General features: G+C 66.1%; 12 protein-coding genes and 2 pseudogenes. 7 read left to right on the forward strand and 7 right to left on the reverse strand.

Annotation, left to right across the window (positions count from 1 at the left end; genetic code table 11):
* Window positions 1-19 precede the first annotated feature (19 nt).
* Window positions 20-211, forward strand: coding sequence for a hypothetical protein (locus tag DFO68_RS03990; RefSeq protein ID WP_133482287.1), 192 nt, complete (start codon window positions 20-22; stop codon window positions 209-211).
* A 47-nt stretch (window positions 212-258) separates the two neighbouring features.
* Here the strand turns inward: DFO68_RS03990 and rluF are convergent, their stop codons facing one another.
* A complete protein-coding gene (gene rluF, locus DFO68_RS03995; protein WP_133482289.1) occupies window positions 259-1,164 on the reverse strand; it encodes a 23S rRNA pseudouridine(2604) synthase RluF in 906 nt (301 codons plus the stop codon).
* 200 nt (window positions 1,165-1,364) lie between these two features.
* Here rluF and DFO68_RS04000 point away from each other — a divergent pair, with 200 nt between their 5' ends.
* Window positions 1,365-4,139 carry a cation-translocating P-type ATPase gene (locus tag DFO68_RS04000; RefSeq protein WP_133482291.1) on the forward strand — a complete coding sequence of 925 codons (2,775 nt, stop codon included), beginning with the start codon at window positions 1,365-1,367 and terminating at the stop codon, window positions 4,137-4,139.
* 97 nt (window positions 4,140-4,236) lie between these two features.
* Window positions 4,237-5,063: pseudogene (locus DFO68_RS04005) on the forward strand (amidohydrolase family protein); the annotation flags it as partial.
* A 64-nt stretch (window positions 5,064-5,127) separates the two neighbouring features.
* Here the strand turns inward: DFO68_RS04005 and DFO68_RS04010 are convergent.
* From DFO68_RS04010 to DFO68_RS04035, 6 genes and pseudogenes are all read right to left on the reverse strand, one after another.
* Window positions 5,128-5,327, reverse strand: a pseudogene (locus tag DFO68_RS04010) (adenosine deaminase); the annotation flags it as partial.
* A gap of 28 nt (window positions 5,328-5,355) precedes the next feature.
* On the reverse strand, window positions 5,356-7,089 hold the full coding sequence (gene cydC / locus DFO68_RS04015) for a thiol reductant ABC exporter subunit CydC (protein ID WP_133482293.1): 1,734 nt from the start codon (window positions 7,087-7,089) through the stop codon (window positions 5,356-5,358).
* A complete protein-coding gene (gene cydD, locus DFO68_RS04020; protein WP_133482295.1) occupies window positions 7,076-8,776 on the reverse strand; it encodes a thiol reductant ABC exporter subunit CydD in 1,701 nt (566 codons plus the stop codon). Before cydD ends, cydC begins: the two co-directional genes overlap by 14 nt.
* 4 nt (window positions 8,777-8,780) lie before the next feature.
* Entirely contained in the window at window positions 8,781-9,782 is a 1,002-nt protein-coding gene (gene cydB / locus DFO68_RS04025) for a cytochrome d ubiquinol oxidase subunit II (protein WP_133482297.1), read from the reverse strand.
* 3 nt (window positions 9,783-9,785) lie between these two features.
* Window positions 9,786-11,204: a cytochrome ubiquinol oxidase subunit I gene (locus DFO68_RS04030; protein ID WP_133482299.1), complete on the reverse strand. Its 1,419-nt coding sequence runs from the start codon at window positions 11,202-11,204 to the stop codon at window positions 9,786-9,788.
* Between the two features lie 282 nt (window positions 11,205-11,486).
* Window positions 11,487-12,476: a calcium/sodium antiporter gene (locus DFO68_RS04035; protein WP_133482301.1), complete on the reverse strand. Its 990-nt coding sequence runs from the start codon at window positions 12,474-12,476 to the stop codon at window positions 11,487-11,489.
* 166 nt (window positions 12,477-12,642) lie between these two features.
* On the opposite strand from DFO68_RS04035, the gene DFO68_RS04040 reads away from it, so the two are divergent.
* From DFO68_RS04040 to DFO68_RS04055, 4 genes are all read left to right on the forward strand, one after another.
* Window positions 12,643-13,941 carry a paraquat-inducible protein A gene (locus DFO68_RS04040; protein ID WP_243726407.1) on the forward strand — a complete coding sequence of 433 codons (1,299 nt, stop codon included), beginning with the start codon at window positions 12,643-12,645 and terminating at the stop codon, window positions 13,939-13,941.
* Window positions 13,938-15,626, forward strand: a complete 1,689-nt coding sequence (gene pqiB / locus DFO68_RS04045) for an intermembrane transport protein PqiB (RefSeq protein WP_133482305.1) — start codon at window positions 13,938-13,940, stop codon at window positions 15,624-15,626. Before DFO68_RS04040 ends, pqiB begins: the two co-directional genes overlap by 4 nt.
* Window positions 15,623-16,216, forward strand: coding sequence for a PqiC family protein (locus DFO68_RS04050; protein WP_133482307.1), 594 nt, complete (start codon window positions 15,623-15,625; stop codon window positions 16,214-16,216). Before pqiB ends, DFO68_RS04050 begins: the two co-directional genes overlap by 4 nt.
* A gap of 141 nt (window positions 16,217-16,357) precedes the next feature.
* Entirely contained in the window at window positions 16,358-17,665 is a 1,308-nt protein-coding gene (locus DFO68_RS04055; RefSeq protein WP_133482309.1) for a DEAD/DEAH box helicase, read from the forward strand.
* Window positions 17,666-17,701 lie beyond the last annotated feature (36 nt).

The following is a 17,701-nucleotide window of genomic DNA, read 5'->3' on the forward strand; positions in this document are numbered from 1 at the left end:
TTCCCCCAAGGAGCTCATGATGCATCGATCGATCAAGCCTGTTGCCGGCGTGCTGACCCTCGCCCTGCTGGCCGGCTGCACCACCTACACCTGGGAAGACGGCCGCCAGGAAACCGTTTGGGGCGTTCCCGCCGAGGACGAGACCAAGACCCGAGAGGAACGCCAGGCCGAGGGCGTGACATACCGGGAGCCCGGCGAAATTCCCCAGTGATGGCACCGCTAGCTCGCCGCCCTGTTCATTTCAGCCATGACGACGTGTTACTTCCTGCCCCGGGGCTTGCCGGACGGACCGCCGCCTGTCGGGCGTAGCCCCTTGGCCGGCTTGGCTCTTGGCTTGCGGGCCAGGGAGGGCTTGCCGGGGCCTGGCTTGGCATTGCCCGTTCTGCTGCCCTTGCCCGCCTGGCGCCGGGCCGAGCGACGGCCAGGTAGAACCTCGGACGAGGAGTGCTCGGTGCGGGCAAGGATCGTCGCCACCTCTTGCGCGGTCAGATCCCGCCACTCTCCTGGTGCCAACCCCTTGAGCGAGACGTTCATGATGCGGATCCGCTCGAGTTTCACCACCTCGAAGCCGAACACCTCGCACATGCGCCGGATCTGGCGATTGAGCCCCTGTATCAGGGTGATGTTGAAGACGAAGCGGGACTCCTTGACCACCCGGCACTTCCTGGTGACCTCGCCGAGAATCGGCACCCCTGCGCCCATGCCGGCGATGAAGTCGTCGGTGATCGGCCGGTTGACGGTGACCCGGTACTCCTTCTCGTGCTGGTTGCTCGCTCGCAGGATGCGGTTGACCAGGTCACCATTGTTGGTCAGGAAGATCAGCCCCTGGGAGTCCTTGTCCAGCCGGCCGATGGGAAAGATCCGTGCGCCGTGGCCGACGAAGTCGACGATGTTGGCCTTCTCGCCGGGGTCCGTGGTGCTGACGATGCCAACCGGCTTGTTAAGCGCGATGAACACCAGGTCCTCGCCCTCCAGTGCCAGCGGCTCGACCCGCTGACCGTTGACCTTCACCACGCTGCCGGGAAAGACCTGATCACCAGGCGTGGCGCGCCGGCCGTCGATATGCACCCTGCCCTGCTCCACATAGCGGTCCGCCTCACGTCTCGAGCACATTCCGCTCTCGCTGATGTACTTGTTGATGCGTTTCGAGGGGCACAGGGCCATGTGAGCCTCCAGAACAAGGAAAGATGAGGCCGTATCGGCATACTGCCGAGCAGTTTACGGGCTGGCCTGCCCGACGGCCAGCCGACAGCCGAAAGCACCCAGATGACAGCGACAGGCGAGCAAAGCTACTATGAATCACTGCAGTGCAGCATGCGATGTGATAGATCTAAGAGGGATTCGCTGCCCATCGGAGGACGAGAATGACCGATCACTCCCAGAACGGAGCTGTCGACTGGCATGCCCTTTCGCCCGACGAGGCGCTGTCCCGGCTGGAGAGCCGAACGCAAGGCCTGAGCCCGCAGGAAGTAGAGCAGCGCCTTGAGCGATATGGCCCCAACCGGCTTAAGCAGCAGCAGACAACGTCCTGGTGGAAGCGTTTCCTCGAGCAGTTCAACAACCTGTTGATGCTGATCCTGCTGGTGGCCGCCGGCGCGAGCCTGGCACTGGGCCAGGTACTTGACGCCGCGGCCATCCTCGGCGTGGTGTTGATCACCGCGCTGATCGGGCTCATCCAGGAAGGCAAGGCGGAACAGGCCCTGGAGAGCATCCGCGACATGCTCTCGCCCAGGGCCCAGGTGATTCGCGACGGAAAGCGCCGGACAATCGATGCTGAGGCGCTGGTGCCGGGCGATATCGTGACCCTGCAGGATGGTGATCGCGTACCCGCCGACTTGCGCCTGTTCGAGGCCCGGCAATTGCGCTGCGACGAAGCCCCGCTGACGGGCGAATCCACTCCGGTCGACAAGTCCAGCGACGCCGTGGACACCGACGCGGCACTGGGCGATCGTCACAGTATGGCCTACTCCGGCACCCTGGTGGTCCATGGCTCGGGCCGCGGGCTCGTGGTGGAAACCGGCGAGCATACCGAGATCGGGCGCATCTCGCAGATGCTGCGCGGGGTGGATGAGCTCAAGACCCCGCTGCTCAAGCAACTCGACCGCGCCGGGCGCGTGCTCGCCCTCTCCATCATCGCCGCGGCCGCCTTCACCGCCGCCATCGGCATCGTCTGGCATGGCGAGGCCGCCACTGAGATGTTCATGGCGGCGGTCGCCCTGGCGGTGGCCGCCATTCCCCAGGGCCTGCCGGCCATCGTCACTATCACCCTGGCGCTGGGAGTGCGGAACCTGGCCCGGCGCAACGCCATCATCCGCCGTCTGCCGGCCGTGGAGACCCTGGGCTCGATATCCACCATCTTTTCTGACAAGACTGGCACCCTGACCTGTAACGAGATGACCGCTCAGGCGCTTTGGCTGCCGGACGGCGAGATCGCCATAGACGGCGTGGGGTTCGCCCCGGAGGGCGACTTCCATGCGGTGGCAGACGGCGAAACCCGTATCGCTGCACTCAAGGTCGAGGACTCCCCCGCCCTTCGCCACTTCCTCGAGGCTGGCGTGCTGTGTAACGACGCAGGACTCGCCAAGGAGGAAGGGCGCTGGCAGATCCAGGGCGATCCCACCGAAGGCGCGCTGGTAGTGGCAGCCGCCAAGGCGGGCCTGGACGCCGACAGGCTGCGCGATGATCACGTCCGACAGGATGCCATCCCCTTCGATTCCGAACACAAGTACATGGCTACCCTCCACCATGGGGAAGGCGCATACACCCTGCTGGTCAAGGGCGCGCCGGATCGTCTGCTCGCGATGTGCCGGCGACAACGCAGCGACGACGGCGACCAGGAGCTCGACCGCGAGACATGGGAGCAACGCCTCCATGAACTCTCCTCCCGCGGCCTGAGGGTGCTGGCGCTGGCCGAGAAGACGCTCGACGAAATCGACGGTGAGCTCACCGAGCACCACGTGGAGAAGGATCTGGTGTTGCTTGGCCTGGTAGGGCTTTTTGATCCGCCCCGGGAGGCGGCCATGAATGCCGTGAAGCGTTGTCTGAACGCCGGCATTCGGCCGGTAATGGTCACCGGCGACCATGCCGTCACCGCCCGGGCCATCGCCGAACGGCTGGGGTTCGCCCACGTCGACCGGGCCATCAGCGGCCACGAGATCGAGGCGATGTCCGACGAGGAGCTCAAGGAGTGTATCCAGGAGGTGGATGTCTTTGCCCGGGTGGCCCCGGAACACAAGCTGCGCCTGGTCGAGGCGATGCAGGCGCGAGGCGGCGTCTGCGCCATGACCGGCGACGGGGTCAACGACGGCCCGGCGCTCAAGCGTGCCGATGTCGGGGTAGCGATGGGCATCCAGGGCACCGAGGCCGCCAAGGAAGCCGCCGAGATGGTGCTCGCCGACGATAACTTCGCCACCATCGCCGCCGCGATCGAGGAAGGACGCAAGACCTACGACAACATCCGCAAGACGATCACCTTCATCCTGCCCGCCAACGGTGGCCAGGGATTATCGATCATGCTGGCGGTCATCGCCGGCGTGGCCCTGCCGATCACGCCGCTGCAGGCACTGTGGGTGAACATGGTGGTGGCGGTCACCCTCGGCATGGCGCTGGCCTTCGAGAAGGCCGAGCCAAACATCATGCGGCGCCCCCCTCGCGACCCCGCCGCACCGCTTCTCGATCTGTTCCTCCTGTGGCGGGTGGTATTCGTTTCGGTATTGTTACTGGCAGGGGTATTCGGCATGTTTGCCTGGATCCAGGCCCAGGGCGGCAGCGATGCCCTCGCCCGTGCAGGCGCCGTCAACATGCTGGTGATGGGCAGCGCCGCCTACCTGATCAACAGCCGTTTGCTGGTCAACAGCACCCTGTCGCTCTCGGGCCTGTTCGGCGGAAGGCCGATCTGGGGCGCCATCGCCATCATCGTGACTCTGCAACTCGGCTGGACCTACCTGCCTTTCATGCAGGCGATCTTCGGCAGCGAGGGGCTCAGCCTCGGCCACTGGGGGGTAATCCTGGCCGGCAGCCTGGCCATCTACCTAATCGTGGAGATGGAGAAGCGAATCCTGCGCGGGCGTGGCATGGGCGGCAGCGGCAAACAGAGCGATGACCCTGCCAGCGGCGACGATTCCGCTGGGATGCGTTGAGCTCTCTCCCGCCGCTCAGCACTAGCCTGTCAAGCACCGCCGCTTGGTCCGCGCGGTGGTTTCCATAGTCGCATCAAGAGCGACGGGCCCTGAAGAGATGATCCTCAACGACTCGCGCGTGCTGCGCGCCGAACTGCTGAGCTTCGAGGCCGACCCCGGCGAGGGCGATGCGCCTGCCGAGGGCAGCCCGGACGCTGCCCTGTGGATCGAGAACGGCCACATCCGCGCAGTGGACGACCATGCGCGCCTGACCCCCTAGCTCCCCGACGAAATCGAGGTGATCGATCATCGCGGCAAGCTGATCATGCCCGGCTTCATCGACAGCCATGTGCATTACGTGCAGCTGGAGATCATGGCCTCGTACGGCCGCCAGCTGCTCGACTGGCTGAACGACTACACTTTTCCCGAAGAGTGTCGCTTCGCGGCGCGGGAGCATGCAGAGCTGCTCTCGGAATCCTTCCTCAACGAAATGCTGCGCGTCGCTTCGCGCCCACCTCCAGCCGGGCCCAGCTGGACGCTACCGGCGCCCTGATGCGCAACGACTCGAGCCTGTGGCTGCAGACCCACCTGGCCGAGCACAGCGGCGAGCTCAACTGGGTCGCCGAGCTCTTCCCCGACAGCTGCGACTACCTGGCGGTCTACGAGCAGTCGGGGCTGGTGGGCCCGCGCAGCACCTTCGCCCACGGCATCCACCTGGATCAGGCAATGCGCGGGCGGCTTGCCGCACACGGGGCGAACCTCGCCTTCTGCCCGAGCTCCAACCTGTTCCTGGGTAGCGGCCTCTTTGACCGCCTGGCGGCCTGCGAGATGAGCCTAAACATCAGCTACGCCAGCGACGTGGGTGACGGTACCGACCTCTCCGGCCTGGCCACGCTCAAGGCTGCCTATCAGTTGGGCCAGCTGCGCGGCCAGCCACTCACCGCCTAGTGTGGATGGTCGGGCATGCGCTCGACGACCCGCAGGCGAACATTGGAGAGCGGACAGACGGCACGCTCATGTCCTGGTAATAGAGACCGAGGAAGGTCGACAGGTCGGTGAAGTCTCGGCCGCACGCACGTCTTCCACGCTGGCGTAAGGCAGGTCGACGCCGTTACGCTCGGCCAGGTAGAACATCAGCTCGGGCTCAAGCGTGCCCTCGATATGCAGGTGGAGTTCGGCCTTGGGCAGCCGCCTGAGGAAATCACGCAAGGCCTACCTCGTGGGAAAATCATCGCTCTCATCCTGAAACACCTTGAGCGGTCTTGCAAAGTCTTCCCTCACGCAGAATGCGGCGCTGATCGATGCCGGGCGGATCGACGCTATCGCCGAGCTGATGCACCAGGTAGATGACGGTGCGCCCCACCAGCCAGGCGTCCAGGCGCGCCGCCAGACAGGCGGCGGTGGCGGCATCGAGCCCGGCGAAGGGCTCGTCAAGCACCACCAGGTCCGGCTCGCGCAGCAGCAGCCGGGCCAGGGCAACACGGCGGGCCTGGCCGCCGGACAGTCGACGGCCGCCCTCACCCACCCGGCTGGCCAGTCCTTGGGGCAGGGCATCGGCCCAGTCGGCAAGCTCCACCATCGCCAGCACATGCCACAGTCGCGCCTCGCTTGCCTGGGGATCGCCCAGGCGCAGATTGGCGGCCAGGCTAGCGTCGAACAGGTCAGTCTGCTGGGTCAGCAGGGCGACGCGATCGGCCAGCGCCGCCGTGGGCCACGCTTCGAGCGCCACGCCCCCCAGCCGCACGTCCCCCGATTCGGGCGTGAGCTGTCGCGTCAGCAGCCCGGCCACGCTGGACTTGCCCGCGCCGGAGGCCCCGCACAGCGCCAGCCGCTCGCCAGGCCCCAGCTGCAAGCTAACCCCGGCAAGAGCCGGAATCAAAGCGCCCGCGTGGGTCAGGGTAACCGCCTCGAGGGTCACCGAGAGCGGGCCTCCCGGCAACCGGGGCGACGGGTGTGCCTTGGCTGCGCCCCGCTGCTGCGCCTCCAGGGCATTGAGGCGCTCGGCGGCAGCCCATGTCGCCCCCAGCCAGGTGAAGGCCGCTGGCAAGGCGACCAGCGCTTCGCCGATGGCCAGCACCGCCAGCGGCATCATCACCATCAATGGCCCGGAGAGCAGCTCGGTGCGCCAGGCCTGCGAGGCAAGCCAGAGGGCCAGCAGCATGGCCAGGCCCACGACGATCGACGCCAGGGCGTTGCCCAGCGAGACCCATTGACCCAGGCGGCGCTGGTCCCGGTAGAGCCGAGATTCGATCGCGGCCAGCCGGGCGCAGTGATCCCCCAGACTGCCGTAGGCCTCCAATTCGGCCAGGCCTTGGAGCTGCTCGATCAGTCGCCCCCTGAGCCGCTCGAGATCCCTGACCTGACGATGACTCGCGGCCATGCCCAGCCGAGCTTGGCCCGCCGTCAACCACACCCAGCCCACCAGCAGCAGCGACCCGATCGCCATGCCAACCCGCGGCGACCACAGCGCCAGGAACGCAGCCAGGCCAAGGATCGCCAGCAACGCCACCAGCGCCGGGGCCAGCAGGCGCAGATAGAGGCTGTCCAGGGTGTCGATGTCCGCGGTCAGGCGGTTGAGCCAGTCGCTGGCGCGGCGACGTGATAAGGCGTGGGAGTCGAGGCCGGAGAGCACGGCGAACAGTCGGGAGCGCAGGTCGGCAAGCAGGCGCAGTACCGTATCATGGTTGTAGAGGCGCTCCACGTAACGCGACACGGTGCGGGTTACGGCGAAGAGGCGAATCCCGCCACCGGGGACATAAACATCCAGCGCTGCGGCAACACCCGCCGTGAGCAGCAGGCCGGTCAAGGCCGTGGCGGTGATGAACCAGCCAGAGAGGGCCAGCAGGCCGATGGCCGAGACCAAGGTCACGGCCATCAGTAGGCCGCCGAGGATCAGCCGACGGCGACGCTGGCCGAGCAACGATAGCCACGGGCGCAGGGTGCGCCAGAGCGAGGCGTCAGGCGAGGGCATCGTGGCTCGCCTCCTGTACCGTTGCCTGGGCCTCGAGCGACAGGCGGCGCTTCGCCAGCGCCATCAGGGCGGGATGATGGGTCGCGATGACCAGTGCCCGACCCTCATCGGCCAACGCCTGTAGCGCCTCGATGAGGTAGCCTTCTGTCTCGGCGTCCAGGCTGGCCGTAGGCTCGTCAAGCAGCACCAGCGGTGCTTGGGAGAGAAAGACCCTGGCCAGGGCCAGCCGCTGTGCCTGGCCACCGGATAGGCCGACACCGCGCTCGCCGAGGTGGGTCTCGATCCCCCGAGGCAGTGTCGCCAGCAGCTCGCCGAGGCCGGCCCGGCCCAGTGCCCCGCGCATCTCGGCCGCGCTGGCGTCGGGGGCGGCCAGCCGCAAGTTGTCGGCGAGGCTGCCCTGGATCAGCAGCGGGCGCTGGTCCATCCAGGCCAGACTCAGGCCCTCGGCCACGCGAATGCTGCCGCTGGCGGGCGCGATGAAACCGGCCAGCAGCTGCAGCAGGGTGGACTTGCCGACGCCCGAGGGACCGGTGACCGCCACTACCTCGCCGGCGGCCAGTGTCAGGTCGACGGGGCCCAGCACTCGGCCGCGCCCGGCATGCTCGACGCTGACGGCCTCGAGCTCAACCAGTCGGTCGTGCAAAGGCGCCGGGGCGGCCCCGCCCGACAGGCGCTGGGCATCAGGGATCTCGTTGAGCAGGGCCACCAGCCCCTCGGCGGCCCCCAGCGCCGCCGCGCGGTCATGGTAGTGCTGGGAGAGGCTGCGCAGCGGCTGGAAGAATTCCGGGGCCAGCAGCAGCACCAGCAGGCCGCCGAACAGGGTCAACTCGTCCGCGGGGCCATATTCGATGTAGCCCAGCAGGCCGAAACCCACGTAGATCGCCATCACGGCGATGGCCACCGAGGCGAAGAACTCCAGCACCGCCGAGGAGAGAAAGGCGAGTCGCAAGACGCGCATGCTGCGCTGCCGGTAATCATCGGCGGCGGCATGCACCTCGCGGGTGGCCTGGGCGGTGCGACCGAAGAGCTGCAGGGTGGTGATGCCCCGCACGCGATCAATGAAGTGGCCAGAGAGGCGCGCCACGGCGGCGAACTGCTCGCGATTGAGCTGCGCTGCCCCCATCCCGACCAGCGCCATGAACAGCGGGATCAGCGGCGCCGAGATCAGCAGGAAGAGTGCTGCCAGCCAATCCAGCCACAGCACTGCCAGCAAGATGGACAACGGCACCAGTACCGCCAGGCCGAGCTGCGGCTGGAAGCGGGCGAAATAGCCGTCCAGGGCCTCCACCTGCTCCACCAGCTGATTGGCCAGCGAGGCGCTGTGACGCGCGCTCAGCCTGACGGGCCCCAGACGGGCCAAGTGGTCAAGCAGCGCATGCCGGGCGCGGCGGCGAATCCGCAGGCTCGCCGCCTGAGCCAGGGTTTCCTGCAGATAGAGGGCCAGCGCACGCAACACCAGCAGTGCCAGCAGTCCAGCGAGCACCGGCATGAGCTCCGACAATGATGCTCCGTCGATGAGCAGGCGGCTGATGAACCGGGCCAGCAGCATCAATTGCGCGATGGTCAACAGGCCCGCCGCAGTCCCTGCCAGGATGGCGAGACGCAGCCGCCGGCGTTCGCCGGCGGCCAGGTCTCTCAGGTAGCGGCGCGCGGTCAGCGCGCCTGTCGCCGCGTCGGGCGCATCCATCGGCTCAGTGATACCCCTCGCCGGGTCGCACCTTGCCGCGGAACACCCAGTAGCTCCAGGCGGTATAGGCCAGCACGATGGGGATCACGAACAGCACGCCGATCAGCAGGAAGAGTTGCGAGCCGGGATCCGAGGCGGCGTCCCAGATCGTGTAGTTGGGCGGCACGATTACCGGCCACTTGCTGACCACCAGGCCCAGGTAGGTGAAGACGAACAGCCCCAGCGTAGCGATGAAAGGCTGCCCCTCCCGACGCTGGCTGACAGCACGCCACAGCAGGGCCGCACAGAGCAGTGCCAGCACCGGGAAGACCCAGATCAGGTGGAGATGGCCAAACCAGCGCTCACGCACCGCGCTATCGACGAAGGGCGTCCAGAGACTGATGATCGCGAACACACCCAGTACCGCCAGCAACAGGCGTGGGGCGAGCCGGTAGGCCCAGGCCTGAACCGCCCCTTCGGTCTTCATGATCAGCCAGGTGGCGCCAAGCAGGGCATAGCCCGCCATCAATCCCAGACCGGTCAGTACGCTGAAGGGCGTCAGCCAGTCCAGGGGCCCGCCGACATAGACGAAGTCCTCCACAGCGAAGCCCTGGATGTAGGCCCCCACCACCACGCCCTGAGCAAAGGACGCCACGGCGGAGCCCCAGCAGAAGGCGCGGTTCCACCAGCGGCGGTTACGATGTGATTTGAAACGGAACTCGAAGGCGATACCACGGAAAATCAGGCCGGCTAGCATCAGGAAAACCCCGATATACAGCGCTGGCAGGAATACCGAGTAGACCAGCGGAAAGGCGCCCAGCAGGCCGGCACCACCAAGCACCAGCCAGGTCTCGTTGCCGTCCCACACCGGGGCGACAGAGTTCATCATCAGGTCGCGGGACTGCTCGTCCGGGGCGAAAGGAAAGAGAATTCCCACCCCCAGGTCGAAGCCGTCCATCAACACGTACATGATCACCCCGAAGCCGATGATCACGGCCCAGATCAGGGTCAGGTCGAATGTAGCCATGGCTCAGCTCCTTCCGGGTTGGCGAGAGGCGTCCTCGAAGGTCGCATTGGCGGCGGACAGCGGACGCGTGGGACGCTGTATTTCTCCTTCCTTGGCCTCCTGTTGAGTCTCGGGCAGCATGCCCTGGCGCACCACACGAGTCAGGTAGTAGGTGCCGGCCAGGAACACGACGGCATAGACAGCGATGTAACCGATCAGGGTGAACAGCGCCATGCCTCCGCTCAGCGAGGGCGTCAGCCCTTCGGCATGGGTCATCATTCCATAGACCAGCCAGGGAGCCCGCCCGGTCTCGGTGACGAACCAGCCGGCGAGCACCGCGATGAAGGGTGTTACGGTCATCACCCGCAACAGTTGCAGGAAGCCACGATGCTCGTAGATGCGCCCACCGCGACGTAGCCAGAGACCTGTCAGGGCGACCGCGATCATCACCAGACCGATGCCCACCATCACCCGGAAAGACCAGAATACCAGCCATACTGGTGGTTGTTCCTCGGGCGGCACTTCACTGAGCCCCGGCACCACACCATCGACATGATGCGTCAGGATCAGGCTGGCCAGGCTGGGGATGCCGATCTCGAAGCGATTCTCCTGGGCCTCCTTGTCAGGCCAGGCAAAGAGCAGCAGCGGCACATGGGAGCCGCGCTCCCAGTTGGCCTCCATGGCCGCGACTTTGGTTGGCTGGTGCTCAAGGGTATTGAGGCCGTGAAAGTCCCCCAGCACTGCCTGGGCCGGCGCCAGCACCAGCAGCATCCACAGGCACATGGAAAGCGCCTTGCGATTGGCCTCCACATCGCGCTTGATCAGCAGGTACCAGGCGCTGACCCCGGCCACCACGAAGCCTCCGGTGAGAAAGGAGGCCAGCACCATATGCCAGAAGCGGTAGGGGAAGGAAGAATTGAAGATCGCCTCGCTCCAGGAAGTGACATGGAAGCGGCCGTCAATCAGCTCGACACCGGCAGGCGTCTGCATCCAGCTGTTGGCAGAGAGAATCCAGAACGCGGAAATGAAGGTCCCAGTAGCCACCATGATGGCGGCGAAGAGATGCACACCCTGGGGTACCTTGCCACGCCCAAAGAGCAGCACGCCGAGGAAGCCCGCCTCGAGGAAGAAGGCGGTGACCACCTCGTAGCTAAGCACCGGACCGAGGAAGTTCGCTGCCGCCAGGGAAAAGTTGCTCCAGTTGGTGCCGAACTGGAAGGACATGACAATGCCCGACACCACCCCCATTCCGAACACCACCGCAAAGACCTTGGTCCAGAACAGCGCCAAACGGTCCCATGCCGGATTCTCGGTCTTGAAGAAGAGACCGTTGAGCAGGGCGATATAGGACGCCAAACCGATGGTGAACACCGGAAAGATGGCGTGGAAAGCGACCACGAAAGCGAACTGCAGTCGCGACAGCAGCAGGGGATCCAGTTCCATCACACACTCCTGATAGTAGCGGAGACATGGCTCCGCAGAACAGCTTAGTCAAGGGATGCGCATGGCACTTCTGTGCTCTTGTGCTTGGGGCTACCATGCCCATGGTGCCTTGCCGCATTTTTCCTCGCTCATTCCTAGCCTAGACCAGTCAGATGGCAATACCGTAACTAGGATGCATTACGTCAGTCGACATTAATCTATCACCAGGCATAAAAGTTATAATGTCTTGGTGGGGTGGCCAAGGCAACCACGCACACCGTGTCGCAATGTCGCAGCCAAGCTTCAGGTAACCGGAGTGCCGCCGCGGATGACTATGCTGACCATGTAGGCGGTATAACCGAGAAACATCGCCAGCAGGGCGGCACCCTCGGCTCGATTGATACGGCCCTGGCGCCCTCGCCAGCCCATGGCGAAAACCGCCATCAGGGCAGTCATCGCTGCCATTAGGCTCCAGTCGCGCAAAAGCACCTCGCCACCGACCTCGATGGGGGCGATCAGCCCGGCCAGGCCCACCACCCCCAGGGTATTGAAGAGGTTCGACCCCACCACGTTGCCCAGCACCAGGTCGTGCTCGCGGCGCCGCAGCGCGCTGATCGAAGAAGCCAGCTCGGGCAGCGAGGTACCCACCGCCACCACCGTCAAGCCGATGACCAGGTCGCTGACGCCGAAGCCCTGGGCAATGGCCACCGCCCCCCACACCAGGATGCGCGAGCTGATCACCAGCAGCACCAGGCCGATCGCCGTCCAGATCAGGCCGGCCTTGAGCGACATGGCATGCACCGTCAGGCTCTGCTGAGTATCGCTTGAGAGGGCATCGTGGCCGTCGCGAAGCCCCAGGTAGATGGAAATACCGATGAAAGCTGCCAGCAGCACCAGCAGCAAGACCGCCTCGAGACGCCCGATCAGCCCGCCCCACAGCAACAGGGCGGAGAGTAGGGTCACCCCACCCAGCACCGGCAACTCGCGACGCACCACCCCGGAATGCACCGCCAGCGGCGAGATCAGCGCCACTAGGCCCAGGATCAAGCCGATGTTGGCGATATTGGAGCCGTAAGCGTTGCCCAAGGCCAGGCCGGGATTGCCCTGGCTGGCCGCCAAAGCGGAGACCACCAGCTCCGGCGCCGAGGTACCAAAGCCGATCACCAGCATGCCGATCAGCAGCGGCGACAGCCCCAGCCGGGCGGAGGTCGCCGCCGCGCCGTCGACGAAGCGCTCGGCACTCCATACCAGTAGAATCAGGCCAGCCAACACCGCCACGCTGGGAACTAACATGTCGTCTCCTCGGGAACCTTCAGGTCTGCATGCTTGTATATGGTGCCAGCGTCGTCAACGTGCCACACTAACTTTTCCGCCAATACCCTGATAATAAGGAGACACCATCGCGGTGCCCAGGCCTGCCTTTCGCGTCCCTACTCAGCTACCTTGGGGAGATCCACTGGTGGATCGCTCGCCCCCCGAGATACGCACCACTCGTCGACGATTACGGGCTTGCCACGAGTGCGATTGGCTGGTGGCGCTACCGCCGTTGCATCCTGGGGAGCAGGCCGAATGCCCGCGTTGCGGTCATACCCTGGTCAGCCGCCATCATCGACCGGCCCAGCGCAGCATGGCGCTGGCGCTGGGTGCCCTGATCGCCCTGGCACTGGCGGTTTCCTTTCCCTTCGTCAGCTTCAGCGTCAGCGGCATCGGCAACCGTATCGAGCTCACCCAGACCGCCACCTCGCTGATCGATTTCGACCAGTCGCTGGTGGCCATCACGGTGCTGCTGACCATCGCCGTGCTGCCCGCCGTCTATCTCGTCGCAGTGGTCTGGCTGCAGTTCGGCCTGCTACGCCAGGCGCCATTGCCGGCCAGCCGCAGCATCGCCCGCTCGCTATCGCATCTGCATCCCTGGATGATGGCCGACGTGTTCATCGTCGGCGCCCTGGTCAGCCTGATCAAGATCGCCGGGATGGCCGAGATCGAATTGGGCATCTCCTTCTGGGCCTTCTGTGCCTTCGCCCTGCTGCTGCTGTTCACCACCCAGTCACTTGACGCCGACTGGCTGTGGTTTTCGCTGGCCGGCGAGCCCCTTGCCCCGCCAGGCACTCGTACCGGCGAGCCCGCGTCTCGCCAGGGGCTGGCCGGTTGCGCCACCTGCGGGCTGGTCAACCGGCTGGATGACCACGGCCACTGTCGCTGCCGACGTTGCGGCGAGAACCTGCATGCGCGCCTGCCCCACAGCCTGCAGCGCACCTGGGCCCTGCTGGCCGCCGCCGCGGTGATGTACCTGCCGGCCAACCTCTATCCGATCATGACCACCACCAGCCTGGGACGCGCCACGCCCTCCACCATCATCGGCGGCGTGGTGGAGCTGATCCAGATGGGTTCCTGGCCGGTGGCGATAGTGATCTTCGTGGCCAGCGTGATCGTGCCGGTGGGCAAGCTAGTGGCTCTTTCATGGCTGTGCCTGATGGCCAAGCGCAGCGATGAACTCAAGGCGGCGACCCGAACGCGCCTCTATCGCCTCACCGAGTTCATCGGCCGCTGGTCGATGGTCGACGTCTTCGTGGTGGCGATGCTGGTGGCGCTGATTCGGGCCGGCGCGTTGCTATCGATCACCCCGGGTCCCGCCGCTCTGGCCTTCGCCAGCGTGGTGGTCAGCACCATGCTGGCCGCCATGACCTTCGACCCCAGACTGCTCTGGGACACCCCACCAGCAGAGGCAACCCGCACCGCACAAGGACGCCCGCGATGAGCGACACCCCTCCCGCCCCCGAACACGATGGCCAACGCGCCCAGATCAAGCCCGAGGCGCGGCTCTCGCCGATCTGGATCGTGCCGCTGGTGGCGATCCTGATCGGTGCCTGGCTGGTGTATGATAACTACCGCAGTCGTGGTCCGCAGATCACCCTGCTGATGGATAACGCCGAAGGCATCGAGGCAGGCAGCACGCTGATCAAGACCCGCAACGTCGAGGTCGGGCGCGTCGAGCGGGTGCAGCTATCGGACGACCTCTCCCGGGCGGTGATCACCGCACGCATGAGCCCTGACAGCGATGCCATGCTGGTCGAGGACAGCCGCTTCTGGGTGGTCAAACCACGCATCGGTCGCGAGGGCATCAGTGGCCTGGGAACGGTGCTTTCCGGCGCCTACATCCAGCTCGAGCCAGGCCAGAGCGAGATCGATAGCCGCAAGTTCGAGGTCAGCGACCAGCCGCCGGTCTCGGCCGCGGGCGCCGAGGGACTGCGCATCAACCTGGTCAGCCAGGTGGGCGATTCACTGAACATCGGCGACCCGGTTACCTATCAGGGCCTTATCGTCGGCCGAGTCGAAGAAACCCGCTTCGATGCTGAGACGCGGCGCATGCATCAACGCATCTTCATCGAAAGCCCCTACCATGACCTGGTCACCACCAGCACGCGCTTCTGGACCGCCAGCGGAATCGACCTGCGGCTGGATTCCGAAGGCCTCCAGGTGGCTATCGACTCCCTGGAGACGCTACTCGGTGGCGGCGTGACCTTCGGCGTACCGGAAGATGTTCCCCGCGGCGCAAGCGTAGAGCCCGACGCCACCTTCACGCTCTACCCGGACGAGGAGAGTGCCCGACAGGGCACCTTCAATCGCTATCTGGAATACGTGCTACTGGTGGAAGACACGGTGCGCAACCTGGACCGCGGGGCACCGGTGGAATTCCGCGGCGTGCGCCTTGGCACCGTGGCCGCCGTGCCCTGGAACTTCACCGCCCCGCAACCGGATTCACGCGCCAGCTTCGCCATTCCGGTGCTGATTCGCATTGAGCCCCAGCGCCTGGGCATCGATGGCGAGGAGCTCGACCTCGACGCCTGGCGACAACGCTTCGAACGCCTGTTCAACATGGGCCTGCGCGCCTCTCTCAAGACTGGCAACCTGCTCACCGGTATGCTGTTCGTCGACCTCGACTTCCAGCGCGACAGGGTCGGTGACTACGTCGCGGAAACCTTCGCCGAGCGCGCGGTATTCCCCTCCACGTCGGGCGGTTTCGCCCAGATCCAGGCCCAGGTGAGCGCACTGCTCGACAAGCTCAACAAGCTGGAGGTCGAGCCGTTGCTGACAGGGCTCAACCGCAACCTGGCAAGCTCCGAGGCCATGCTCGACGAGGTACGACAGCTCACCGCCGGCGTTCGCGCCCTGGTCGAGGCGCCGGGCACCCGCGAACTCCCCGGCACCCTCAACCGGACCCTGGAGGAGCTGAGTACCACCCTGGCTGGCCTCTCGCCGGATTCCGCCGCCTATCGCGATTTCAGCTCGACGCTGCAGCAGCTCGAGCGACTGCTGCGCGACCTGCAGCCCACCGCACGCACCCTGCGCGACAATCCCCGCGCCCTGCTCTTCGACAGCCTGGACAGCGGGGACCCGGTGCCCAGGGCACCGCAACACCAATCACCAGGGAGCCCGCCATGACACCCATCAAGGCCCTGATCACCGTTGCCCTCGGCCTGTGGCTGGCCGGTTGTGCCACCAGCGGGCCGGCACCCAGCCGCTACACGCTGCCAATGGAGCCCGGCAGAGACCCCACAGATGTCGCAGGCGTGCAGGCCGCGCATCGGCTGCTGGTGGAGCAGCCGCGGCTGGCCCGCTTCCTGGAGGTCGACGGCCTGGTGCTGCAACTCGACGACATCACCCTCAATGAGGCCAACCATCATCGATGGGCCGAGCCTCTCGTCTTGCAGCTCGAGCGTGGCCTGCGCGCTCGGCTGGCCGCACGACTGCCGGACACCCGTGTCATGCAGGCCGACACCAACCGCCACCAGCAAGGGGCGCCCACGCTGCGCCTGACGGTGGACGCCTTCCATGGCCGCTTCGACGGACGCGCCGTGGCCGCAGGGCAATGGCAGCTGCGTGGCGCTGAAGGGGAACTGCTGGCGATGTCCCCCTTCGCGGTGGAGGTCGAGCTGACCCAGGACGGCTATCCCGCTCTGGTGCGCGCGCTGGGCCGCAGCTGGGACCAGGTGGCCGAGCAGATCGCCACCGATATCAAACGGCTGCGCTGAGCCACGCACTGTGGCATACTAGCGGCACGCGGCGATCGCTGGTCCCTCCTGCCGCGCCAGATTCCTTTTACACGCCTCGCCCCGGGACTGACCACGTCGCAACTCGACGCGGCGCGAGCGAGGCGTCTCTGCGGAGACCGCATGACCTTTTCCGACCTCGGCCTGCGTGCCGAACTGCTGCGTGCCGTCGAGGCACAGGGCTACACCACCCCCACCCCGATCCAGCTCAAGGCAATTCCCGCCGTCCTCGAGGGCGGTGACCTGCTGGCCAGTGCCCAGACCGGCACCGGCAAGACCGCCGGCTTCACTCTGCCGATGCTGCAGCGTCTGGCGGACGGCCCGCGCCCGACCAAGCGCCAGGTCCGCGCCCTGGTACTGACCCCGACCCGCGAGCTCGCCGCCCAGGTCGGCGAGAGCGTGGCCGACTACGGCCGCCACCTGACCCTGAAGAGCCACGTGATCTTCGGCGGTGTCGGCCAGCAGCCCCAGGTCGACGCCATCCGCGCCGGCCTCGACGTGCTGGTCGCCACCCCCGGCCGCCTGCTCGATCTGCACCAGCAGAAGCATGTGGACCTGTCGAAAGTCGAGATCCTGGTGCTCGACGAAGCCGACCGCATGCTCGATATGGGCTTCATCCACGACATCAAGAAGATCCTGCGCGTGCTGCCCGAGAAGCGCCAGAACCTGCTGTTCTCGGCGACCTTCTCCAACGAGATCCAGGCGCTGGCCGGCAAGCTGCTCGATGACCCGGCGATGATCGAGGTTGCACAGCGCAATACCACCGCCGAACTGGTCGACCAGGCAATCTACCGCGTCGACCGCGAGAAGAAACGCGAGCTGCTGGCCCACCTGATCACCGAACACAATTGGCAACAGGTGCTGGTCTTCACCCGCACCAAGCATGGCGCCAACCGCCTCGCCGAACAGCTCTCCAAACAGGAGATCCCGGCCATGGCGATCCATGGCAACAAGAGCCAGTCGGCGCGCACCAAGGCGCTGGCCGCCTTCAAGACCGGTGACCTGCAAGTGCTGGTGGCCACCGACATTGCGGCCCGCGGCCTCGACATCGAAGAGCTGCCCCATGTGGTCAACTTCGAGCTGCCCAATGTCGCCGAGGACTACGTGCATCGCATCGGTCGCACCGGCCGGGCAGGTAGCGAGGGCAAGGCAGTTTCGCTGGTCTGCGTCGACGAGCACGGCCTGCTCAAGGGCATCGAACGGCTGATCAAGCGCGATCTGGAGAAGCGCATCGAGCCTGGTTTCGAGCCCGACCCCCATGCCAAGCCCGAGCCCATCGAGAATGGCCGTGGCAAGCGTGCGAGCAGCGGCCGCCCTGGTGGTCAGGGACAACGCCGCCAGGGCGCGGGCTCGGTTCAGCGCCAGGGCGGCGACGACACCCGTGCGCCGCGTCGCCGGCGTGGCGGACGCAGCGGCTCACGTCAAGCCTGAGAGGAATGACTGGCGGGTTGCATTGAAAAATGCGAA

The sequence above is a fragment of the Halomonas ventosae genome (genome assembly GCF_004361885.1).
In the GTDB taxonomy this organism is placed as follows: domain Bacteria; phylum Pseudomonadota; class Gammaproteobacteria; order Pseudomonadales; family Halomonadaceae; genus Halomonas; species Halomonas ventosae_C.

Excerpts from the sequence above, each read along its gene's own strand:
- pqiB (WP_133482305.1), top strand. The coding sequence starts at position 13,938 with ATGAGCGACACCCCTCCCGCCCCCGAACACGATGGCCAACGCGCCCAG.
- DFO68_RS04050 (WP_133482307.1), top strand. The coding sequence starts at position 15,623 with ATGACACCCATCAAGGCCCTGATCACCGTTGCCCTCGGCCTGTGGCTG.
- cydD (WP_133482295.1), bottom strand. The coding sequence starts at position 8,776 with ATGGATGCGCCCGACGCGGCGACAGGCGCGCTGACCGCGCGCCGCTAC.
- DFO68_RS04000 (WP_133482291.1), top strand. The coding sequence starts at position 1,365 with ATGACCGATCACTCCCAGAACGGAGCTGTCGACTGGCATGCCCTTTCG.
- cydB (WP_133482297.1), bottom strand. The coding sequence starts at position 9,782 with ATGGCTACATTCGACCTGACCCTGATCTGGGCCGTGATCATCGGCTTC.
- DFO68_RS04030 (WP_133482299.1), bottom strand. The coding sequence starts at position 11,204 with ATGGAACTGGATCCCCTGCTGCTGTCGCGACTGCAGTTCGCTTTCGTG.
- DFO68_RS03990 (WP_133482287.1), top strand. The coding sequence starts at position 20 with ATGCATCGATCGATCAAGCCTGTTGCCGGCGTGCTGACCCTCGCCCTG.
- cydC (WP_133482293.1), bottom strand. The coding sequence starts at position 7,089 with ATGCCCTCGCCTGACGCCTCGCTCTGGCGCACCCTGCGCCCGTGGCTA.
- DFO68_RS04055 (WP_133482309.1), top strand. The coding sequence starts at position 16,358 with ATGACCTTTTCCGACCTCGGCCTGCGTGCCGAACTGCTGCGTGCCGTC.
- rluF (WP_133482289.1), bottom strand. The coding sequence starts at position 1,164 with ATGGCCCTGTGCCCCTCGAAACGCATCAACAAGTACATCAGCGAGAGC.
- DFO68_RS04035 (WP_133482301.1), bottom strand. The coding sequence starts at position 12,476 with ATGTTAGTTCCCAGCGTGGCGGTGTTGGCTGGCCTGATTCTACTGGTA.